The organism is Mesorhizobium sp. CA12 (assembly GCF_020165255.1).
In the GTDB taxonomy this organism is placed as follows: domain Bacteria; phylum Pseudomonadota; class Alphaproteobacteria; order Rhizobiales; family Rhizobiaceae; genus Mesorhizobium.
On the sequence record NZ_JAIUHT010000003.1, the window covers coordinates 201,492 to 222,271 of the forward strand.

26 protein-coding genes are annotated in these 20,780 nt (G+C 63.1%); 13 read left to right on the forward strand and 13 right to left on the reverse strand.

The window, feature by feature from the left end; all coding sequences use genetic code 11:
* Positions 1–105 precede the first annotated feature (105 nt).
* From LB520_RS07460 to LB520_RS07465, 3 genes are all read left to right on the forward strand, one after another.
* A complete protein-coding gene (locus LB520_RS07460) occupies positions 106–270 on the forward strand; it encodes a hypothetical protein (protein ID WP_095767353.1) in 165 nt (54 codons plus the stop codon).
* Between the two features lie 208 nt (positions 271–478).
* On the forward strand, positions 479–604 hold the full coding sequence (locus LB520_RS29115) for a hypothetical protein (RefSeq protein WP_263483645.1): 126 nt from the start codon (positions 479–481) through the stop codon (positions 602–604).
* Positions 605–622: 18 nt separating this feature from the next.
* Positions 623–1,342 (forward strand): helix-turn-helix transcriptional regulator, encoded by a 720-nt coding sequence (locus LB520_RS07465; protein WP_095767352.1) that lies wholly within the window; start codon positions 623–625, stop codon positions 1,340–1,342.
* Between the two features lie 167 nt (positions 1,343–1,509).
* Here LB520_RS07465 and LB520_RS07470 read toward each other — a convergent pair whose 3' ends face one another.
* From LB520_RS07470 to LB520_RS07480, 3 genes are all read right to left on the reverse strand, one after another.
* Positions 1,510–2,202, reverse strand: a complete 693-nt coding sequence (locus tag LB520_RS07470) for a DUF1013 domain-containing protein (RefSeq protein ID WP_224532567.1) — start codon at positions 2,200–2,202, stop codon at positions 1,510–1,512.
* Between the two features lie 254 nt (positions 2,203–2,456).
* Positions 2,457–2,597: a DUF1127 domain-containing protein gene (locus tag LB520_RS07475; RefSeq protein ID WP_095767350.1), complete on the reverse strand. Its 141-nt coding sequence runs from the start codon at positions 2,595–2,597 to the stop codon at positions 2,457–2,459.
* 355 nt (positions 2,598–2,952) lie between these two features.
* Entirely contained in the window at positions 2,953–3,963 is a 1,011-nt protein-coding gene (locus tag LB520_RS07480; protein ID WP_224637018.1) for an NAD(P)H-quinone oxidoreductase, read from the reverse strand.
* 215 nt (positions 3,964–4,178) lie between these two features.
* Between LB520_RS07480 and LB520_RS07485 the strand changes: the two genes are divergently transcribed.
* The 3 genes from LB520_RS07485 to LB520_RS07495 all read left to right on the forward strand — a co-directional run bounded on the left by LB520_RS07485 (position 4,179) and on the right by LB520_RS07495 (position 6,010).
* Positions 4,179–4,373, forward strand: coding sequence for a DUF1192 domain-containing protein (locus LB520_RS07485; RefSeq protein ID WP_095767348.1), 195 nt, complete (start codon positions 4,179–4,181; stop codon positions 4,371–4,373).
* Positions 4,374–4,454: 81 nt separating this feature from the next.
* Positions 4,455–5,702 (forward strand): MFS transporter, encoded by a 1,248-nt coding sequence (locus LB520_RS07490; RefSeq protein WP_224637019.1) that lies wholly within the window; start codon positions 4,455–4,457, stop codon positions 5,700–5,702.
* A gap of 32 nt (positions 5,703–5,734) precedes the next feature.
* A complete protein-coding gene (locus LB520_RS07495; RefSeq protein ID WP_140841513.1) occupies positions 5,735–6,010 on the forward strand; it encodes an ArsR/SmtB family transcription factor in 276 nt (91 codons plus the stop codon).
* Between the two features lie 61 nt (positions 6,011–6,071).
* Here LB520_RS07495 and LB520_RS07500 read toward each other — a convergent pair whose 3' ends face one another.
* The 4 genes from LB520_RS07500 to LB520_RS07515 form a co-directional block, all read right to left on the reverse strand.
* Positions 6,072–6,566: an SRPBCC family protein gene (locus LB520_RS07500; protein WP_224637022.1), complete on the reverse strand. Its 495-nt coding sequence runs from the start codon at positions 6,564–6,566 to the stop codon at positions 6,072–6,074.
* 11 nt (positions 6,567–6,577) lie between these two features.
* Positions 6,578–6,913: an ArsR/SmtB family transcription factor gene (locus LB520_RS07505; protein ID WP_224637023.1), complete on the reverse strand. Its 336-nt coding sequence runs from the start codon at positions 6,911–6,913 to the stop codon at positions 6,578–6,580.
* Positions 6,914–6,919: 6 nt separating this feature from the next.
* Complete coding sequence (locus LB520_RS07510) at positions 6,920–7,570, reverse strand: glutathione S-transferase family protein (RefSeq protein ID WP_224637025.1); 651 nt, start codon at positions 7,568–7,570, stop codon at positions 6,920–6,922.
* Positions 7,571–7,663: 93 nt separating this feature from the next.
* Complete coding sequence (locus tag LB520_RS07515; RefSeq protein ID WP_224637027.1) at positions 7,664–8,491, reverse strand: alpha/beta fold hydrolase; 828 nt, start codon at positions 8,489–8,491, stop codon at positions 7,664–7,666.
* Positions 8,492–8,578: 87 nt separating this feature from the next.
* Here LB520_RS07515 and LB520_RS07520 point away from each other — a divergent pair, with 87 nt between their 5' ends.
* Positions 8,579–9,097, forward strand: coding sequence for a winged helix-turn-helix transcriptional regulator (locus LB520_RS07520; RefSeq protein WP_224637029.1), 519 nt, complete (start codon positions 8,579–8,581; stop codon positions 9,095–9,097).
* On the opposite strand, the gene LB520_RS07525 is transcribed toward LB520_RS07520, so the two are convergent.
* The 3 genes from LB520_RS07525 to LB520_RS07535 all read right to left on the reverse strand — a co-directional run bounded on the left by LB520_RS07525 (position 9,089) and on the right by LB520_RS07535 (position 10,955).
* Positions 9,089–9,490: a hypothetical protein gene (locus tag LB520_RS07525; RefSeq protein ID WP_140545089.1), complete on the reverse strand. Its 402-nt coding sequence runs from the start codon at positions 9,488–9,490 to the stop codon at positions 9,089–9,091. The two genes, LB520_RS07520 and LB520_RS07525, sit on opposite strands and share 9 nt — an antisense overlap.
* A 229-nt stretch (positions 9,491–9,719) precedes the next feature.
* Complete coding sequence (gene rpmF / locus LB520_RS07530; protein ID WP_006203806.1) at positions 9,720–9,902, reverse strand: 50S ribosomal protein L32; 183 nt, start codon at positions 9,900–9,902, stop codon at positions 9,720–9,722.
* A 294-nt stretch (positions 9,903–10,196) separates the two neighbouring features.
* Positions 10,197–10,955: a transglycosylase domain-containing protein gene (locus LB520_RS07535; protein ID WP_224637031.1), complete on the reverse strand. Its 759-nt coding sequence runs from the start codon at positions 10,953–10,955 to the stop codon at positions 10,197–10,199.
* Between the two features lie 76 nt (positions 10,956–11,031).
* Here LB520_RS07535 and LB520_RS07540 point away from each other — a divergent pair, with 76 nt between their 5' ends.
* Both LB520_RS07540 and LB520_RS07545 read left to right on the forward strand, forming a co-directional pair.
* Positions 11,032–11,949 carry a polyprenyl synthetase family protein gene (locus tag LB520_RS07540; protein ID WP_411969863.1) on the forward strand — a complete coding sequence of 306 codons (918 nt, stop codon included), beginning with the start codon at positions 11,032–11,034 and terminating at the stop codon, positions 11,947–11,949.
* 209 nt (positions 11,950–12,158) lie between these two features.
* Positions 12,159–12,377 carry a tautomerase family protein gene (locus LB520_RS07545; protein ID WP_224611148.1) on the forward strand — a complete coding sequence of 73 codons (219 nt, stop codon included), beginning with the start codon at positions 12,159–12,161 and terminating at the stop codon, positions 12,375–12,377.
* A 76-nt stretch (positions 12,378–12,453) separates the two neighbouring features.
* Here the strand turns inward: LB520_RS07545 and LB520_RS07550 are convergent, their stop codons facing one another.
* Positions 12,454–13,428 carry an alpha/beta fold hydrolase gene (locus LB520_RS07550; RefSeq protein ID WP_224637032.1) on the reverse strand — a complete coding sequence of 325 codons (975 nt, stop codon included), beginning with the start codon at positions 13,426–13,428 and terminating at the stop codon, positions 12,454–12,456.
* A 244-nt stretch (positions 13,429–13,672) separates the two neighbouring features.
* Between LB520_RS07550 and LB520_RS07555 the strand changes: the two genes are divergently transcribed.
* Entirely contained in the window at positions 13,673–14,272 is a 600-nt protein-coding gene (locus LB520_RS07555) for an HXXEE domain-containing protein (protein ID WP_224637033.1), read from the forward strand.
* Here LB520_RS07555 and LB520_RS07560 read toward each other — a convergent pair.
* On the reverse strand, positions 14,263–16,266 hold the full coding sequence (locus LB520_RS07560) for a PAS domain-containing sensor histidine kinase (RefSeq protein WP_224633406.1): 2,004 nt from the start codon (positions 16,264–16,266) through the stop codon (positions 14,263–14,265). The genes LB520_RS07555 and LB520_RS07560 overlap by 10 nt on opposite strands.
* Positions 16,267–16,361: 95 nt before the next feature.
* Here LB520_RS07560 and LB520_RS07570 point away from each other — a divergent pair, with 95 nt between their 5' ends.
* From LB520_RS07570 to LB520_RS07580, 3 genes are all read left to right on the forward strand, one after another.
* Positions 16,362–16,685: a hypothetical protein gene (locus LB520_RS07570; RefSeq protein WP_224545567.1), complete on the forward strand. Its 324-nt coding sequence runs from the start codon at positions 16,362–16,364 to the stop codon at positions 16,683–16,685.
* A gap of 14 nt (positions 16,686–16,699) precedes the next feature.
* Complete coding sequence (locus tag LB520_RS07575; protein WP_224611154.1) at positions 16,700–16,918, forward strand: hypothetical protein; 219 nt, start codon at positions 16,700–16,702, stop codon at positions 16,916–16,918.
* 182 nt (positions 16,919–17,100) lie between these two features.
* A complete protein-coding gene (locus LB520_RS07580) occupies positions 17,101–19,434 on the forward strand; it encodes a response regulator (protein ID WP_224637034.1) in 2,334 nt (777 codons plus the stop codon).
* Between the two features lie 235 nt (positions 19,435–19,669).
* Here LB520_RS07580 and LB520_RS07585 read toward each other — a convergent pair whose 3' ends face one another.
* On the reverse strand, positions 19,670–20,779 hold the full coding sequence (locus LB520_RS07585) for a sterol desaturase family protein (protein WP_224637035.1): 1,110 nt from the start codon (positions 20,777–20,779) through the stop codon (positions 19,670–19,672).
* Between the last annotated feature and the right edge of the window lies 1 nt (position 20,780).

Below are 20,780 nucleotides of genomic sequence, written 5' to 3' on the forward strand. Positions count from 1 at the left end.
GCGAGCGGCACCGCACCGTCTTTCTCCGCACCCTGTCAACTTCCTGACAGACTGCTGTCAGGAGGGGTGTGAGATACTCTTCCCATCCAAGAGAGGAGTGAGGTCATGAACGGTTTTACAATTCTGCGTAGTGTGCAGCATTATGTCGGCAGAATCCGCACCGTGCGCAACGAGATTCGCACCCAGCGTTTCCTGAACACCTTGCCGGCGGACATCCGCAAGGACATCGGCTGGCCGGACCTTTACCAGGGCCGCGTACGCGAAAACTGAAATTTCGCTGCCGCGACTTGGATTGTGGCGGCAGCGCGCCCAGATGTAATGGCGGCCAGCGATGTTGAGTTCAGGGAAAGAAGCCTTTGTTTGCCGGTAGCTTCGCCGCATGCCTCCTGACAGTATGTTGTCAGGAGGCATGCGGTAATTGGAGCGGCTTCGATCCTGACAGCAACGAACATGGTTCGACGATCCGGAGTAATCCGCAATGGTGAGAAGCTGGAACGACAAGCTGAACGCACCGGGCGTCAACCACATCAAGCCGTCGCCGCGACTGTCCTTCGGAGCGAAATTCATTGCCGCGCAGCGCAAGCGCGAAGGGCTTATGCCATAATCCTCGGGGGATCTAGCGATGCGTCGTGCTGACAGGCTTTTCCAGATCGTGCAGCATTTGCGGGGCGGCCGGCTGGTCACCGCGCAGAAGCTAGGCGCATGGCTCGAGGTGTCCGAGCGCACCATTTACCGCGACATAGCCGACCTGCAGTCGACCGGCGTGCCGATCGATGGCGAAGCGGGCGTCGGCTACATGATGCGGGAGGGATTCGATCTTCCCCCGCTGATGTTCACACGTGACGAGATCGTGGCGCTGGTTGCCGGCGCCCGCATGGTGCGCGCCTTCGGCGGCGCCACAATGGCGAGGGCCGCCGACGAGGCGCTGGTCAAGATCGGCGCCGTGCTGCCCGACACCGAAAAGGACCGCATCGCCCGCACCGAGATCCACACGCCGATGTGGGTGGTGAGCGACGCCGCGCGGGAAGCGATCGACCTGATCGAGCGCGCCATCGAGAAGCGCCAGGTGCTGACCATCGACTATTCCGACGAAGCCGGCCGCGGCACCGCGCGCGACATCAGGCCGTTGGGGCTGTGGTTCTGGGGCAAGGTCTGGACACTGGTCGCCTGGTGCGAGATGCGCGACGATTTCCGCGCCTTCCGCATCGACCGCATCGCCTCGGTCGTCATTGCCGGCCGCATCTTCAAGCCGGAGCGAGGCAAGCAGCTCGCCGATTTCTACCGCGCCGTCGAGCGCTCAGAGGATTACGGCATGGCCCCCGACCGCGCCGCGCGGACGTGACTTGCGCTTTTCTCCTTCTCCCCTTGTGGGAGAAGGTGGCCGCGAAGCGGCCGGATGAGGGGTGTTCCAGGGAACGCCGACGTCTCACTCCGCTGGAACACCCCTCATCCGTCTCGGCGCTATCGCGCCGATCCACCTTCTCCCACAAGGGGAGAAGGTAAGAGCGCTCATTCCTCGTCTTCGTTCTTGTCTTTCGACTTGAGCGCCGAAAGCTTGGCGAAGACGGCGTTGGCATCGAGCTCCTGGTCCTCATCCTTCGGCTTCTCCGGCGCCGGCACCAGCCGTTCGGTGAGCGCGGCGGGCAGCAGCGTGTCGCCGACGGGCTGCGCCGGCTCGCGGCCGCGCGAGGCGCGGTTGACTTCGAGGTCCAGGTCGATCTGCGAGGTGAGGCCGAGCGTCACCGGATCCATCGGCTGCAGATTGGCCGAGTTCCAGTGCTTGCGCTCGCGGATCTGCTCGATCGTCGACTTGGTGGTGCCTACGAGACGAGCAATCTGCGCATCCTTGAGCTCGGGATGGTTGCGCACCAGCCACAAGATGGCGTTCGGCCGGTCCTGGCGCTTCGACAAAGGCGTGTAGCGCGGGCCCTTGCGCTTCGATTCCGGCACCCGCACCTTCGGCTCCGACAGCTTCAGCCGGTAGTTGATGTCCTTCTCGCCGCGCGCGATCTCGTCGCGCGTCAACTGGCCGGTGATGATCGGGTCCATGCCCTTGATGCCCTGGGCCGACTCGCCGTCGGCGATCGCCTTGACCTCCAGCGGATGCAGCCCGCAGAACTGCGCGATCTGCTCGAAGGAGAGCGCGGTGTTGTCGACCAGCCAGACGGCGGTCGCCTTGGGCATCAGCAGCGAATTGGCCATATCAAAAATCCTTCTCGTTCGCCCGCGTTCCCGCGCGGGCGGTGGTTTTAGAGCCACCAAAATGGGAAATTCGCGGCCTGTATAAACGCTCCCTCCAATTTTCGCAATGTTTTTGGGAAGGGCCGATTCAAGGCCCTAAAAAGACAAAACCCGCTGGACGAGGTCCAGCGGGCTTGGAACCGGAAACAAAGCAAGCGTCTCGACGGCTCTGGCTTGCATGTCGCAGCCCGACCGCGAGGCCGGGCTGCGTCTGATTACACCGCCTGGCGCGCGATACGCTCGATGTCGGCCCGGTTGATGCCGAGGTCGCTCAGCTGGCGGGCATTGAGCTTGTTCAATTCGCGCACGGTCTCGTTGTACATGCGCCACTTACGGAAAGCACTGATCGGGTTCATGATGGTTCTCCAGTCGTTTGGTCAAATCGTTTGATGCCGCGTAAATAGGCACTCCTGCCCACAAATTGAACGGACGCTTTTGCATGGCCGCAATGCGTTTTGTGCAATGCAGCATTAAGGTTTCGTTCAGCTTGGAACCGGACACGCGCCGACGCCAAGATGGGTCGAGATTCAGGTCAGGCCGAGTCGAAAATGGTGGACTTCGAGAACCGGAGCGGAGCGTACTTCCGCATGTCCCGGAAAAGTGGATTTCCGGTTTTCCGATCAGGACATGCGGCAGCTGGAAACCACGTGAGCACCGGAAGCGCAGAAGCCCGGCATTTGCAGGCCGGCCTCACCTGAATAACGACCCATCCTACTCCACGTCGAGGACGATCTTGCCGATATGCTCGCCCTCTTCCATCCGCTCGTGCGCCCGCCAGGCTTCGGTCAGCGGAAAGATCATGTCCATCACAGGAGCCACCTTGCGCGTGCCGAGCAGTGGCCACACCTGGGCCTCGAGCGCGGCTGCGATCGCCGCCTTGAACTCGACGGTACGCGGGCGAAGCGTCGAGCCGGTATGGGTCAGCCGCTTCACCATGATCTTGGAGAAGTCGGCGCTGGCCACGGCCCCGGCCTGCACCGCGATCTGTACGATGCGCCCTTCGACGGCCGCGGCATCGTAATTGCGCCCGACATAATCGCCGCCGACCATGTCGAGGATGACGTCGGCGCCCTTGCCATCGGTCGCATCGTTCACGGCGGCGACGAAATCCTCCTCGCGGTAGTTGACTGCCCGGTCGGCGCCGAGCTTCAGGCAGGCGTCGCATTTCTCCTTGCTACCGGCGGTGGTGATCACAGTGGCGCCGAAGGCCGAGGCGAGTTGGATGGCGGTGGTGCCAATGCCGGACGAACCGCCATGGACGAGCAGCGTCTCGCCTTTCTTCAGGCCGCCGCGCTCGAATACATTGTGCCAGACGGTGAAGTAGTTTTCCGGAACCGCGGCGGCTTCCGAATGCGTGAAACCCGCCGGCAGCGGCAGCACGCTGCCGGTATGAACCTTGACATATTCGGCATAGCCGCCGCCCGGCGTCAGCGCGCAGACCCGGTCGCCGATGCGCCAGCGCGATATCTCGTCGCCGAGCGCCGCGATTTCGCCCGACGCTTCGAGGCCCGGCAAGTCGGATGCACCGGGCGGCGGCGGATAGGCGCCCTTGCGCTGCTGGACGTCCGGCCGGTTGACGCCGGCCGCGTGCACCCGGATCAGCACTTCGCCGGGGCCGGGCACCGGCACGTCGCGCGTTTCCGGCTTGAGCACCCTTGGCCCACCCGGTTGCGAGATCGCGATGGCCGTCATCTTCGCCGGAATCTTCTGTCCGTTTGCCATGATATCGTGTTCTCCCTGTATCCCGGTCTATCGCCGCCCGTTTGCATCGGCGCCCCCGCCTGGAGCAGTTCGGCGCTTGAAGAAGCGCCAACCTGCTCCAACTCTTTGTTCCTACGCTATTCCGGGCGGAAAACCGCTACGCATTTTTCCCGGAATTGCTCTATGTATGCCGATTGCCAAATCAGGCAAATGGCCGAGTAAGGGAGGAGCGACGGATGGCGATCTTCGACGACGAACCCAGGAAAAAGCAGCGCCCGCACGAGATCGGCCAGGACCTGTCTTTGCTGTCCGTCGACGAATTGTCCGAGCGCATCGCATTGCTGCGCGATGAGATCGCCAGGCTGGAAGCCGAGCGCACCGCCAAGGGCGCCACCAAATCCGCCGCCGAGTCGCTGTTCCGCCGCGGATAAATTGTTCGGCGTGCTCTCTCGCCGCCGAAAAGCCCGAATACATCTGTCTTCAGGCCCTGCGTCTCGAACCCGGATCAAGCGATGTTTGCAACCTACAGACCGATCCTCTCGCTGCTGCGCGGCACCGCGTTCCTGCTCGCCGCATCCGGCCTGCACGGGCTGCTCCTGCCGCTGCGCGGCCAGGTGGAAGGCTTTTCGACCGCATCGCTCGGCCTGATGGGCACGGCCTGGGCCGGCGGCTTCGTCGCCGGCTGCTTCTTCGCGCCGCGTCTCGTGCGCCGCGCCGGCCATGTCAGGGCTTTCGGCGCCTTCGCCGCGTCGGGCGCGATCATCGCGCTGCTAACCGGCCTCATCATCGACGAATATTTCTGGATCCTTTTGCGCGCCTTCACCGGCTTCACCATGGCCGGGGCCTTCATGGTGATCGAGAGCTGGCTGAACGAGAAGGCCACCAACGAGAACCGCGGCACCGTCTTCGGCCTCTATATGATGGTCACCTATGCCTCGATCATGGGCGGCCAGATGATCGTCGCCGGCGGCGATGTTCGGTCGGCCTCGCTGTTCATGATCACCGGCATCCTGTTTTGCCTGTCGCTCATTCCGACGGCCGTGTCGACGCAGTCGCATCCCAAGCCCCTGCAGGACGTCAAGCTCGACGTCAAAGGCCTTTACGCCAACTCGCCGGTGTCGGCGGTGGCCTGCCTCCTGATCGGCATCGCCAACGGTGCCTGGGGCACGCTGGGCGCCGTCTATGGCGCGCGCGTCGGCATATCGACCGCCGAGATCGCACTGATGATGAGCCTGGTCGTCATTTCCGGTGCCGCCATGCAGCTACCGGCCGGGCGGCTGTCGGATACAACCGACCGGCGCTTCGTACTGGCCGGCGCAGCCTTCGGCGCAGCCCTGGTGGCGATGCTGATCTTCCTGATCGCGCCGCGTTCAGGCGTCTTCATCATCGTGATGACCGCCGCCTACGGCGCCTTCGCCTATACGCTCTATTCGATCGCCGTCGCTCATGCCAACGACCACGCCCGCTCCGAGGACTTCGTCAAGGTTTCGGGCGGTCTGCTCTTGCTCTACGGCTTTGGCACGATGATCGGCCCGCTTTTGGCCGCGGCCTTGATGGGCTGGGTGCGTCCGGAGGGGCTTTTCCTGGCAACCGCGCTCGCGCATCTCAGCCTCGCCGGCTACACGCTGCTTCGCATCCGCGCCCGCGCGCCGGTGCCGATCGAAGACCGCGATGCCTTCAAGACGCAGCCCGCGGACCGCGCCGTCACGCCCGAGGCCACGCGGCTCGATCCGCGCAGAAAGGTTGAAACCGATAGTTGAGATTCGCGAGACTTTGCCTCACAAATAAAGGCATGATGTTTTCTGACGCCTTTATGGCGATAGCCGATCCCAACCGGCGCTATCTCTTGGAAGAACTCCGGCGCGGCCCAAAGACGGTGAACGAATTGGCCGCCGGATTGCCCGTCTCACGCCCGGCGGTTTCCCAGCATCTGAAGGTCCTGCTGGACGCCGGCCTGGTCAACGCCAAGCCCGAAGGCACAAGGCGCGTCTATACTGTCAGCAGCGCCGGCTTCCTCAGGCTCAATATCTGGCTCGACCAGTTCTGGGAAACGGCGCCTGGGGAATAGCCTTTGGCGTTTGATGCATGTCGCTCAGAAGTGTGCAGCGGTTCTGAGACAACGACAGGCGTCAAGACCCAAAGCGCGATGCGCTTTGGCCGGAGCCCTCAGCTCCCAGTGCCGTCCCGAGCGCGTCGAGCAATTCGCCGGTGCCGTGCTCGCGGGTGGCCGGTGAGTCGATGCCGTCGAAAAAGGCGCCCTGTTCCGTCAGGATGAGCCGCGTTCCCTTGCCTTCGGCGATGAGCTCGATCGTCGCAAGCGACACGGAGACTCGGGTTCCGCCGAACAGAAGCTCATAGCTGTAGACGATGCGCCGGTTGGGCACGATATCGTGATAGATCGCGTTGTAGAAATGCATCTGTCCGTCGCTGGGACAGCCGGCATTCACTTCCTTGCCGCCGACCCGAAAATCCATCTCATGCCGGCTGGGCATGGGGTTGTCGGGGTCAAAGAACCAGCGCTTCTTCGCCGTCGGATCGCTCAGCGCGAAATAGACCTTCTCCGGCGCCGCCGGATAGACGCGCTCGATGACGAAGGTGGAATGGACGACGGATCGTTCGCTCATGACGGGACCCTTCAGGTTTCATCTTTCGTTTCAGCGAGGAAATCGCCGAGGCGGTCGAGCCGACGCTCCCAGGCAAGCCGCCGCTCGTTGATCCAGTGCTCGACGGCCCGAAGCGCCTGCGGCTCGATCCGGCAGGTCCGCACCCGGCCAAGCTTTTCGGTCCGCACCAAGCCGCTTGCCTCAAGCACGTTGAGATGCTGGACGACGGCCGACAACGACATCGCTAACGGTTCAGCAAGCTGGCTGACCGAAGCCGGCCCGCGCGACAGACGGTCCACCATCTGCCGCCGCGCCGGGTCGGCGAGCGCCTGGAACATCAGGTCGAGCTGGGCGGGATCGTGGAGCATCTCGCTCTAGCCGTTATTGTACGGAAAGAGCTTGAAATAAGGTCTCGCTTCCTCGATCACCCGGGCGAAGGACGGGCGCGCGAGCCGCCGGTCGTGGTAGCGTTTCAAGGCCGGGAATTTTTCGCCGAAGGGCTCGACCTTGTTGGCGTAGAACAGCGCCGGCGAGGCGGCGCAGTCGGCCATGGTGAAGCTTTCGCCTACGGCCCAGGTCCTTGCCGCCATCTCCTCGTCGACAATGGCGTAGGAGTTGCCCAGCTGCGCGCGGGCCTCCTCGACCCCGAACGGATCGGTCTTGTCCGTCGGCCGCAGCCTGTCGCCGACGATCTTCTGATGCTGCACGTAGAAATCGTAGAAGCGGTCTGCCTGGCGGACCTGCAGGGCGAGATCGATATCGGCGGGAATGAGCTCGACCGGCCCGGGGTAATGCGCGGCGAGATATTCGACGACGATGGTCGATTCCAGCACCGTGCGGTCCCGCGCATCGTCACGCAGCGCCGGCATCTTGCCGGTCGGCGACACTTTCAGGAATGCGGCGCGGGAAGCCTCGTCGCCGAGGTCGACAATGACCGGCTCGAATGGCGTGTCGTTCTCGTAAAGCGCGATCAGCGGCTTCCAGCAGAACGAGGCCAGCGGGTGGAAATGCAGCGTCAGGGACATTCCGGCTCTCTTTCGCATTCGGATAATCGATACTGAAGTAACTACTTCACTATTGTCGCGGACGGCTCGAGTCAAGCCGGCGTCTTGCCGGCGCTAGCCGTGTGCGGCGATGGCTTCGACGATCTGTGGCCAGTCGTTGCGATGCAGTTCGTGGCCACCGCCTTCGACCTTGACCAGCCTCGCGCCAGGAACGGCTTCGGCCAAAGCTTGGCCATGCTCGATCGGGAAGAGCGGATCGGCGGTGCCGTGGATGACGAGCAACGGCACGCGAAGATCCCGCACCGTCCGCTGCGAGCCGCCGCCTTTGAGCAGGAAATGGTTGGTCGCGCTGGCGAGACCGCCGGAGCGGTCGTAATCCTCCTCGATCATCTTGCGCGTCCGCCCCTCATCGAACGGATGGCGAGTGCTGGCAATGGCACGGGCATCCTTGACCATGAAGTCGAGCACCTGCTCCCGCTTCGACCAGTCGACGTTGCCGCCTTCGGCCGAGTGCTGCTTGTAGGCTTCGGTCGTTCCGGGCAGGGCGGACGTATCGACGCCGAGCGGCGAACAGGAGATCACGGTGAGCGCGCTGACGCGTTCGGGATATTTCAGCGCCACGCTCTGCGCGAGCATGCCGCCCATCGACATGCCGGCGACATGCGCTCTGGTGACGCCATGGTCGTCGAGCACGCGCATGGCGTCGTCCACCATGTCCTCGAACGTGTAGGACGGCGCGCCCGGTGGATATTTCGTCGACAGGCCGGTGTCGCGGTTGTCGTAGCGGATGACGAAGCGGCCGCGCTCGGCAAGTTGCCGGCAGAAGGCTTCCGGCCACCACAGCATCGAAGCCATGGCGCCCATGATCAAAAGAATCGCTGGATTTTTCGGACTGCCGAAGCTTTCCGAAACGATGTCGGGGCGCTGCGCTGCGGTGGTCATCTGCTCCTCCTATCCGATTGCATTTTGCAATCAGTTGCACGATAATCAAACCGATATCATAATGCAACTGGTTTTCTGGAGAGTGCCATGAGCATCGACCGTCGGTCCGGCTGCCCGATCAATCTGTCGCTCGAAGTCTTTGGCGACCGCTGGAGCCTGATCATCTTGCGCGACATGATCTTTGGCGGCAGGCGCCATTTCCGCGAGTTGCTCAACGGCTCGCTGGAAGGCATCGCCTCCAACATCCTGGCCGACCGGCTGAAGCGGCTGATGGAGCTCGGTCTGCTGACCAAGGCCGACGACCCCAGTCACAAGCAGAAGGCGATCTACAGCCTGACCGAGATGGCGATCACGCTGGTGCCCATCCTGGCGCAGCTCGGGGCCTGGGGACGCGTCTGGCTGCCGGTCACGGAAGAATTGTCGATCCGAGCCGAGCTGCTCGAAAAGGGCGGTCCGCCGCTATGGGACCAATTCATGGACGAACTGCGTCACGAGCATCTGGGCGCACCATCCAAGACGCCGCCGGGCACGCCGACCGTGCGCCAGCAACTGCGCGCTGCCTATGAGGCAGTGGTCGCGCGAAAGGCTGAGGCAACGTCAATTTAAGTTTATATCCCGGCTCGCCGACCGCATCGACACCGAGAAGCCGGCCAGCACGTCGAACAGCGCGATGACCATCAGCGTGAAGAAGACGGAGTGCGCCGCGCCCTTCACCAGCAGGAATTCGACCAGGAAGGCGATGAAGACCAGCGTCGACAAAAGGTGATCGAGGATCGAGGCATTGGTGGTGCGCACCGATTTCGATATCTCGACGAACAGGAAGATCAGCCCGATCAGCACCATCAGGCCACCGAGCGTCATCGAGAACACGCCGCCCGACATCATGCGGAAAGAGAACATCTCAGTCGTCCAGGGATCGTCGCCGCCGCCGAACAATCCCAGCAGACCGAGATTGTAGAGTACGAAGGGCACGATCAGCAGCGGGATGGCACCGAACATCTGGGCGACTCCATGGGCACCCCTTTTGTAAAATCCGCGGCAGGCGCGCCGTCAAGGCTTTTTGCCGGCGGCGGCGAACACGCTCTAAGACCTAATGAAATAACAATGTCAGCCGGTTGACCGGCTTTTCTGCAGCCTGCGAGATCCAGGCCTCCATCAGCCAAGGGTCGCACGCAAAAAGACCGGCCAGAGGCCGGTCTTTTGAAACGTCACGAACCGCGGAAGCTTCTCAGCTTTCCTTCGGCTCAAGAACCTGGCGGCCGCGATACATGCCGGTCTTCAGGTCGATGTGGTGCGGGCGGCGCATTTCGCCGGAATTCTTGTCCTCGACATAGGTCGGGGCCTTGAGCGCGTCGGCCGAGCGGCGCATGCCGCGCTTCGACGGAGAGGTTTTTCTTTTTGGAACGGCCATGGATATGCTCCACTACATGGTCAAAATGCCCCGGCAACCCTCGCGAAAGGGCCGCATCGAGGCCATAATCTGAGAAAGTCGGGTGCCTATACACGCCTTGCGCCGTTTTGGCCAGCGCCGGCGCGAATTTTTTTGCCGCAGGAGGACAGGAACTAGGTGTGTCGAGATTCAAGTCAGGCCGAGCCGAGAACGGTGGCCACCGAGAACCGGAGCGGAGCGTACTGAAAGTACGTGAGCACCGGAAGCGCAGGTAGCCGCCGTTCGCAGGCCGGGCTCACTTGAATATCGATGCACCTAGTCAAGGCAGCCGACATAGGCGGCTGACCTGCTCGCGCGCCGCTCGATCAGCGAGGCCAGCCGCCGCAGGCCCGGCCCCGGCCTGGCGGGATTGCGCGCGATCGGGTTGGGCAGGCTGACGGCAAGCAGCGCCGCCTGCCGGCGCGACAATTGCTTGGCAGAGACGCCGAAATGATGCCTGGCGGCAGCCTCGATGCCGTAGATGCCCGGCCCCCATTCGGCGATGTTGAGATAGATTTCCATGATCCGCCGCTTCGACATCACAGCATCGAAATAGACGGCCAGGGGCAGCTCGACCACCTTGCGCACGCTGCCCAATGGGCGCGACCACAGAAAAAGGTTCTTCACCGTCTGCATGGTGATGGTGGAGGCGCCGCGCGTCGCCTCGCCGGCCAGCGCGTCGTCGACCACGCCGCGCAACTCGCCCAGATCGACGCCGCGATGAAAGCAGAACTGCCCGTCCTCCGACATGATCACCGAATGCGCCAGCACCGGCGCCACGTCATCGATCGAAACCCAGCGCCGGTCGTAGCTGGAAAAAGTCACGAGGTCCTTCAGCATCAGCGTCGAGACCGGATGCACGAAAAATGGCAGATAAAGGAAGGTGAGCACGACCGGTATGACCGCCAGCACGAGCGCCACGACCAGGCAACGCCGGCCAAGCCGCTTGAGACCGGCGCGGTTCAGGCGCCGACGTCGCGCCATGTCCAGCCCTTCGCTTTCATAGTCGACGATCGGTTCCGTCAAGCCGTCCACCCGTGCCTCGCCTCCTCCGGCATAAAGGCGCGAGCCTGCTTGCGCAATGTCTGAGTGTCGGCTACCGGTCCCGGCCATGGGCAAAGACGACCAGATCGCCTTCGAATCCGCGCTTTTCATGCGCGCCGCCGCGGTCGAGACCGAGCTGCGGCGGATCCTCGACGCGCGTCCGCTCACCAGTGAGATCGTGCGGCCGGAGCGCCTGATGGCGGCCATGCGCCATGGCGTGCTCAATGGCGGCAAGCGGCTGCGGCCATTTCTGGTCATGGAAAGTGCCGCGCTGTTTTCGGCCGATAGCGAGGCGGCGCTGCGCGTCGCCGCGGCGCTCGAATGCGTGCATTGCTACTCGCTTATCCATGACGACCTGCCTTCCATGGACGACGACGATTTGAGGCGCGGCCAGCCGACGGTGCACAGGGCCTTCGACGAGGCGACCGCGGTCCTCGCCGGCGACGCGTTGCTGACCTTGGCCTTCGACGTCGTCGCCGACGACGCGACGTTGCTGGCGGCGGAGCGCCGCGCCACCCTGGTTCTCGCCCTTGCCCGCGCGGCCGGTGCCGGCGGCATGGTCGGCGGCCAGATGCTGGACCTGGAAGCGGAGCGCGAACGGCCGGACGAGGCGGGGATCATCACCCTGCAGGCGATGAAGACGGGCGCGCTGATCCGCTTCGCCTGCGAGGCCGGCGCGATCGTCGCCGGCGCGCCTGCTGCCGACCGCGAGCGGCTAGCGGAGTTCGGCTCGGCGATCGGCCTTGCCTTCCAGCTCGCCGACGACCTGCTCGACCTGACCGCCGACGCAAAGCAGATGGGCAAAGCGACGAACAAGGATGCGGCCGCCGGCAAGGCGACGCTCGCAGCACTGCACGGTCCAGACTGGGCGCGCGGTCAGCTCCACGGCCTCATCGACCAGGCGCATGCCCTGCTTGAGCCCTATGGCGAGCGGGCTGAGCTGCTCAAGCAAGCGGCGACCTTCGTGGCGACGCGCAGCAGCTGAACTGTGGCGCGGCGGGCGGCAATTGCCGAAGCCGACAACAGCTCCGATTGTTCGCTATGTTCGAATACTGCTGTCGATGGCCGGGTGATTATCCGGCATCCGCAGCAGTCTATATCCGCTCCAGGACAACGAACGGACATCATCGGTCCGTTCGCTGACGCCGCCCCGGCCCTTCATCCAGAGCCGAAATCCACCGGAAGGAACCTGGAATGCCCTTTGCCAACTTCAAGATGCCCGAGGCCGCTCTCTCAAAGGCGCAGAAGGAAGACCTCGTCCACAAGACCACGCAGATGTTCGTCGACTATTTCGGCGAAGGTGTACGCCCCTACACCATGGTGCTGATCGAAGAAGTTCCCGACGGAGGCTATGGCCGCGCCGACGAGGTCTTCATTCTTCCCGACGCTTACCGGGCCGAGGATAGTGCCTGACTTGAACCGGGCGAGTCGCTTGCCGAGCGGCACGCCCAGCTTTCCGTGTCGGAGCCGATACTCGCTTTCCCTTGGATCAGCCCCGGTTCGGCAAGCTCCGCAGAAAATCGATCATCGCGGCGTTGACCTCGTCTGGGCGCTCCTGCTGGGTCCAATGCCCGCAGCCGGGCAGCATCAGCGTATCGCGGATTTGTGGGACGAAGTTCCTGAGATTGGCCAACAGTTGATCCATGCCGGGGAAGGCGACCACAAGGTCGCGGTCGCCCGCTGCGTAGAGAGCGGGAACCTTGATCCGCGCGCCGGCAAAGGGCGCCATCAGTTCCCAGTTCCGGTCGATGTTGCGGTACCAGTTGAGACCTCCGGCAAAGCCGGTGCGCTGGAACTCGCCGGCGTAGAAATCGCTGTCGCTTTCGCTGAGCCAGTGCGGCAGACTTGCAGGAACCTCGGCGGCCTGCAGGAGACCTCCGCCGTGCGGGACCATGGCAATTCTGGCGCCGCCATCCGAAGCGTCTCCCGACACCGCGTAAAGCATGGCGCGCACCGTGGCCCGAGGGTCCCGTTCCAGCTCCGCCTCGGCAATGCCGGGTTGCTGGAAATAGAGCTGGTAGAACTGGGACTCCGCCGTTCGCGGCATGAGGCTGGTCGGACGCGCATTGCCGCGCGGCCGGAACGGCACGCTGAGGCCGACGACGGCATGGAAGCGGTCCGGCCGTAGCAGCGCGGCATGCCAGGCCACCACCGCACCCCAGTCGTGGCCGACGATGACGGCGCTGGGGACCTCGAGGGCGTCGAGAAGACCCACCATGTCGCCGACCAGATGAAAGAGCGTGTATTGGTCGATCGCTTCCGGCCGGTCGCTCTTGCCGTAGCCTCGCATGTCGGGGGCGACGGCACGGAAGCCCGCCGCTGCGAGCGCGCCCAGCTGATGCCGCCAGGAATACCAGGATTCAGGGAAGCCATGGCACAAAAGCACCACCGGCCCTTCGCCCTGCTCCGCGATATTGAGGCGGATGCCGTTGGTCTCAACTATCCGCTGTATAGGTTCGCTCACGGCCGCTTCTCATGCTCGCGTTCCACCTCTGATCCATGGCGAAAGGCCAGACGCCGCAACGGGTGGCCGAGCCAGCGGGGTGCCAAGTTTTGGAGGCGCGCATCTTCCATTGACTGTCTCAGGGGCGGTCGCGGCAGTCAATATGCGACATGGTCAAGTAGCGCCACGGCGTCCACGCACTTGAATAGTTCTGGCGATGCGCGTCCATTCGTGCAGGATCGCTGACTGAGGAGGCGGGGAACCAATGCTTAAGCTGAAAGCCTGGCTGGCCGATTATTGGGTCATCGGCGCAGGGTTCATGGCAGCATCGCTCATAGCGGCCGCGCCGGTCTTATCGCTTCCGCTGCCGGTGTTCCTGATCTTCCTGCACAGCCCGTTTTACATGGTCCATCAGGTCGAAGAGCACGCCGGCGACCGATTCCGCAAATTCGCGAACGAAAATGTTTTCGGCGGCCGTGACGCTCTTACCGTCGCCTCGGTTCTCGTCATCAACCTGCCGTTTGTCTGGGGCATCAACCTGCTGGCTCTTTATGCGGCATTCCTGTGGGGACCCGCCTGGGGCCTGGTTGCCCCGTATGTCATGATCGTCAACGCGCTCGCGCACCTCGTCACATCGGCGCGGCTCGGCAAATACAATCCCGGCCTCGTCACCAGCGTCATTTTGTTTTTGCCGCTGAGCGTCGCCACGATCTGGATGATCGGCCGGACGGGAGGTTTTGTCCCGCAATTGATCGGCGCAGCTCTCGCGATCCTGCTTCACCTGGCGATCATTGCGGTCGTGGCCGCCCGATACCGCTCTCTCGTCGTCACCTCACAGCATCGGCGGCGACGTCATCAGTCTTGATCATCGGCAAAACGGCCCTTTGTCCTCAACCGCACCACATTCGCGCTGGCCGGCTGTTCCGGCTCGGCGCTCTGCGCGGCGACTGCCATATCGGCCCGGGGCAGATAGATCGTCACCGTCGTGCCCTTGCCGACTTCGCTTTCAATTGTGACCGCGCCGCCGGACTGCTGCGCCAAGCCGTAGACCTGGGCGAGGCCGAGACCTGTACCCTTCTCGGGCCCTTTGGTCGTGAAGAACGGTTCGAAAACCTGCGGAAGCACGTCTGCCGCAATGCCGATGCCTGTGTCGGTCACCCGCAACGCGACGAATTCACCTTGCAGGCCGGCTGCGTTATCCTCGCTCGACAACAGCACGTTCTCCGCCGTTATCGTTACCAGGCCACCGTCTGGCATGGCGTCCCGCGCGTTGAAGGCAATGTTGACGAGACCAAGCTCCAGTTCGCCGGGGTCGACCTTGACTGGCCAGGTTTCGGGTCCGACAGCGGCGACCAATTTCACCGATTTGCGCATGGAGCCCGCTATCATTGCGCGGACGGCTTCCACGCGCTCTGCCAGCGAGACGACCTCGGCGCGGGCAGCCTGCTTGCGCGAGAAGGCCAGCAACTGGCGTGTCAATGCGGCGCCGCGCTGGAGCGCAAGCTCCACGGATTCGGTCGCGCGCTTCATTTCGGGATCGGCACCGACCTTCTTGCCCAGTCGAACAAAGCTTTCGACCACCGTCAGCAGATTGTTGAAATCATGCACGATGCTGCCGGTCAGTTGGCCGAGCGCATCCATTTTCTGCGTATGAACGCGTTGCGCTTGCGCCTGCCGGAGTGCGATCTCAGCATCGCGTCGATCGGTGATGTCGCGCGTGATCTTGGCGAAACCGATCAGCTCTCCCCGCTCGTCGCGGATCGGATCGATCACGACATTCGCCCAGAACAGCGTCCCGTCCTTACGGACGCGATGGCCCTCGGTCTCGAAGCGTCCATCCCGTGTTGCCGTATAGAGCGCGCGGCCAGGTAAACCGGCGGCGCGGTCGTGCTCCGTGTAAAACCGGGAGAAGTGCTGACCGATGATTTCTTCGGCCGCATAGCCCTTGATGCGCTCCGCGCCGGCGTTCCAACTGGTCACCAGCCCGTTGGGGTCAAGCATCAAGAGCGCATAGTCGGTCACGCCGCTCACCAGAAGGCGGAACTGGCGCTCGCTTTGGCGCAAGGCTTCGTGCGCCGCACGGCGTTCGGTGATGTCGCGCGTGACCTTGGCGAATCCTTCGAGTCGGCCTGCGTCGTTATGGATCGGGGTAACGACAACCGATGCCCAGAAACGGCTGCCGTCCTTGCGTACGCGCCAACCCTCGCCTTCATATCGCCCGTTCTGCACGGCTGCTTCGAGGACGCGGAGCGGCGTGCCTTTTGCGCGTTCTTCACGGGTATAGAATTTGGAGAAATGCTGGCCCACGATTTCCTCGGCAGCGTAGCCTTTCAGCCGCTCGGCGCCGGCGTTCCAATTGGTGACAATGCCGCTTGGATCGAGCATGTAGATGGCATAGTCGGTCACGCCGTCGACAAGGATGCGGAAGCGTCGCTCGCTCTGCAGCAGCGACTGATGCGCGGCGACGCGCTCGGTGATGTCGCGCGTGATCTTCGCGTAACCCAAAAGAACGCCGTTGCGGTCCAGTACCCGTTGAACAAGGCCGCTCGACCAGAACCTGGTTCCGTCCTTGCGCACCCGCCATCCTTCGGCCTCGTATCTTCCCTCCGCCTTTGCCGCGGCAAGCATCCTGCTCGGAACCCCATTCGCCTGATCTTCGACTGTGAAAAATCGGGAAAAATGCTGCCCCAGGACTTCCGAAGCCGCGTAGCCCTTTATCTTCTCGGCGCCGGCATTCCAGCTGGTGATGAGGCCATCTGCATCGAGGGTGTAGATCGCGTAGTCGGCGACAGCGTCGATGAAGAGTTCGAGGCGGCGGCTGTCGGAAAGATGTTGCGCGTCGGCTGTGGTCAGTGGCATTGTCGAACCCGCATTACGCTCGCATCAGGCAGTTCGTCCGGTGACACGTCTGCAACATAAGCGTGCCTATCCTGCATAGCAACGAGCTTGGATCAATGGCGACATATTCATCCGCTCTCGCAGCCAATCTCAGAAACCCGGGTTATTTGTACAGCTTTGCTCCGGAAAACGAGCCTGGAGATGACGAGGAAAATCCCGTCTCTCACGAACTCGGCTCTGCCGAGCATGACGAACTCCCGTATAGGGTCGAGTTGTGGAACGCCGCCAAGAACGGTGTCGAACAAGTCCTCGCCGTCACGGCAAATGCCAGCATCGGCTACGCTGCCTACTACGCAGCGACGCGTGAGCACCCGGACCGCTACGTCACCTTGCGGCACAAGAACAATTTCGTTTCGAGATGGAACGGTCCGGCGAATTAGGCAGGGGCCTGTCTATGACACGGAGCGCCAACTCTTCCCGTTCGGCCGAAGCGCTGCCCTATCGTATCGAACTCTGGCACGCTGACAGCCATGAGGTCATCGAACGGGTCCTCGCACGCGCCGCTACGGCCCAGCTTGCCCGCGCCATTTTTCAAGCCGCGAGAGACGAGCATCCTCGACGGCGGATCACGCTGCGCAAGGGAAACGGGATCCTCTCCGATACATCGGATTGACGATCTGCCGTTCGGTTCGAGGCGCTGTCCGGAACTCGAGTGCGCTTACCCTGTCTGTCACGGACAGCGATACGTCGCCTTGTCAGAAGCTGCGACAAGGCCACCCTCCCTCCAACGAAATCTTAATGTAAATCAAGCGTAATCCCGACCATTAAAATTGTGCGTATGTGTTGGGGTTGCGCATGCCGGAATATTCTTCCTTCCTCCGGTCGATCCGGATCCGTTACATTTCGGGATTGCTTGTCTTCGCGCTGGCCTCGGCCGCCGTCATGTTCGCGCTCAACCGTGTGAATTCGTACCGCCACGAGGTCGATGCTCTCAGCGGCAATTTCGTCATCTTCGCCCGCGACCTGCGCAACGCCACCAATTTCGCCGAGACCACCGGCACCGCCTGGCGCAGCGAGACGCGCGATGCGTTGGCGACCGCCGCGCGCGGCCATTCCGAACGGCTGATGGGCGAGATCGGGATCCTGAACGCCCAGCTTGCCGCGATCAGGCCGCGCCTGTCGAACAACACCGTCAACGCGCTGGACACTGCTTCGGTCAATGACGACCTGTTCTGGTCGGCGCGCGATATGGTGCGCAACTTCAACTTGATGGCAGTCGCCCAGAAGGTCGACGAGTGGAGCTACCGCGAGATCCGTAACCAGAACGACCTTTTCGCCCAGCCGATGCTGGTGAAGGTGCGCACCGCGCTCGACGAGGAGCGCCGCCTCGCCGATGCTTCCAGCGACCGGCTGCTCCTGTGGGCGAGCGGCCTGCTGTTCGCCGTGCTCGCCATCGCGGCGTTTCTGATATTCCGGCCGATGGAGAATGCGATCCGCCGCGCCTTCGCCGAGACCGCCGCATCTTTGTTCAAGGCCGAGGCCGCCGACCGCGCCAAATCAGAATTCCTTGCCAATATGAGCCATGAGATCCGCACGCCGATGAACGGCGTTCTCGGCATGGCCGAGCTGCTTGCCAAGACCGAGCTGACGCCGCGACAAAAGACCTTCACCGACGTCATCGTCAAATCCGGCAACGCGCTGCTCACCATCATCAACGACATCCTCGATTTCTCGAAGATCAATGCCGGCCAGCTGACGCTCGACCCCGCCCCTTTCCGCCTCGCGGAGGCGGTCGAGGATGTGGCGACGCTGGTGTCGGCGCGCGTTGCCGAAAAGAACCTCGAGCTCATCGTGCGCGTCGACCCGCGCCTGCCTGCCTTCGTCGTTGGCGATGCCGGGCGCTTCCGCCAGATCGTCACCAACCTGCTCGGCAACGCAGTGAAATTCACCGAGAAGGGCCATGTCCTGATCGATGTCGGCGGCGATGTCGTCAACGGTGTGGTCCAGCTCAAGGTCCGCGTCGAGGACACCGGCATCGGCATCCCGGCCGAAAAACTGCAAAGCGTGTTCGAGAAATTTGCCCAGGTCGACGGCTCCTCGACCCGCCGCCATGAAGGCACCGGCCTTGGCCTTGCGATCGGCGCCCGGCTTGTCGACCTGATGGGCGGCAAGATCGGCGTCGAAAGCGAGATCGGCCGCGGCTCCGTGTTCTGGTTCGCCGTGCCGCTGCCGGCGCATAGCCAGCAGGCGCGTGACGAGCTGGTGCCGGTCGACGTCACCGGCGCCCGTGTCCTGGTCATCGACGACAATCCGGTCAACCGCGAGATCCTGCTGGAGCAGCTCAGAAGCTGGAGCTTCGACTGCGCGGCCGCCGAAAGCGGCGCGGTCGGCCTCGCTTTCCTCGACCGAGCCTGCCAGCTCGGCGCCTCGGTCGACTGCATCATCCTCGATTACCAGATGCCCGGCATGAACGGCGCCGACGTCGCCAGAGCCATCGCCGCCGACAGCCGCCTCTCCTCCATCCCCGTCGTGCTGCTCACCTCGGTCGACCAGGTCGATTTCGGCCGCATGGTGATCGATTTCGGCATCGTCGCGCATCTCACCAAGCCGGCGCGTTCGGCGGTGCTGCTGGGCACCGTGATCGCCGCCATCCAGAAGGCGCGCACGCAAGGCGCCAAGGCGCATTTCGTGCGCGAGCCGGTCGCGGCCCAGGCGGCCCCGCCGGCCTTCACCGTCATCCGCGGCCCGTCGGTGTCCTTGCCGGCGGCGCCGGAATCGACGGCAGCGCCGAGCGGCCCGATCGATATCCTGATCGCCGAGGACAATGACGTGAACCAGCTGGTCTTCGGCCAGATCCTCAACGGTTTTGGCCTCAGCTATCGCATAGCCGGCAATGGTCGGACGGCTGTCGAGATGTACCGCTCGTTGCGCCCGCGCCTGGTGCTGATGGACGTCTCCATGCCGGAGATGAACGGCTATGAGGCGACCCGCGCCATCCGCGCCATCGAAGAGCAGAACGGCGATCACACGCCGATCATCGGCGTCACCGCGCATGCGCTCAAGGGCGACCGTGAAAAATGCATCGAGGCAGGCATGGACGACTATCTGCCGAAACCGGTCTCGCCCGACCGCCTCGGCGCCAAGATCGGCACCTGGCTCAGCGAGACCGTGGCGGCGAAGACGGCTTAAGCGTCAGGCGCCAGGTGCGTTCGGCGGCCACCGCCGAGTTCCTTCGCGCCCCCCTCTGCCCTGCCGGGCATCTCCCCCACGAGGGGGGAGATCAGCAGTTCCGGCGCTTCGTCCGTCCGTTGGAGATTGGCGAAAGCAAACGTGACGGCCAATCTCCCCCCCTTGTGGGGGAGATGTCCGGCAGGACAGAGGGGGGCGCTGTCCCGCCGACTCTGAACCAGCTCTTTTCGAGCCTTCAGCCCCGCCGGAACGGATACAGGAATTGCCGCCAATATCCTTTCGGCACCGGATGGCCGTGAATGCCATAGCCCTTCGGCCAGCGTCCCTCGGGCAGATGATAGGTGCCGAACAGCCGGTCGAGCAGCGGGAAATGAATGGCGAAATTGACGTCGATCGCCTCTTTCTCGAGGCCGTGATGCCAATGATGGAAGCGAGGCGACACGAGCATCTTTTCGACCGGACCGAAACTGGTTCCGATGTTGGAATGGATGAAGGACGAATAAACGTAGACGATCAGGATATAGGCCTGGATCGCCGATTCATCGAAGCCGAGCACGAACATCGGCGTCGCCGTCAGGCTGCGAAGAACGATGATTTCCAGGAAATGCATCCGCGCGCCGGCGATCCAGTCCATCGACTTGGCTGAATGATGCACGGCGTGGAAATTCCACAGGAATGGGATGCGATGGAAGGCGCGGTGCACCCAATATTGGGCGAGATCGGTCAGGAACATCACCGCCAGCAGTTGCACGATCCAAGGCAGATCGTGGACCCAGGCGCGCACCGACCCAAGACCGCCTTGCGCATTGACGAAATTGGACGGCGCGAGCGTCAGGTAGGTCAATATTTGCACCAGCAGCGACGAGACCAAATAGTAGAACAGGTCCTCGCGCCATTCGTCGCGGAACACGGTCTGGCCCTTGTTGCGGGCAAAAATGCGCTCGAGCGGAACGAACAAAACCCCCATGAACAGGGCGTTCAGGATGAAGAAGTCGAGACCGAAGAACACCCCCTCGATCCGCAACTCGTGACGCACCGGCAGCATGCCGATGAGCGAGGCCAACAGCACGGTGACCGTCGCCGCCACGCCAAGTGTCTTTTCCCTGCGCAGCATCATGCTCAGAATGGCCAGAATGTAGCCGGAGATAAGCACGAAATAGAGGACCGGCTTGAAGAACAGCATCTGGTGGATCGGAGCCAGATCCGGCATCGAGGTCAGCGATGGATAGCGCAACACGATGACCATCAAGAGGGCGGTGATGCCCGCAAGCAATGCGATCGAGCCGGACAGCCAGCCGGACCCGAACGGCCGCTTGGTGCGCGGTGTTTCGAGCTCACCGATCACC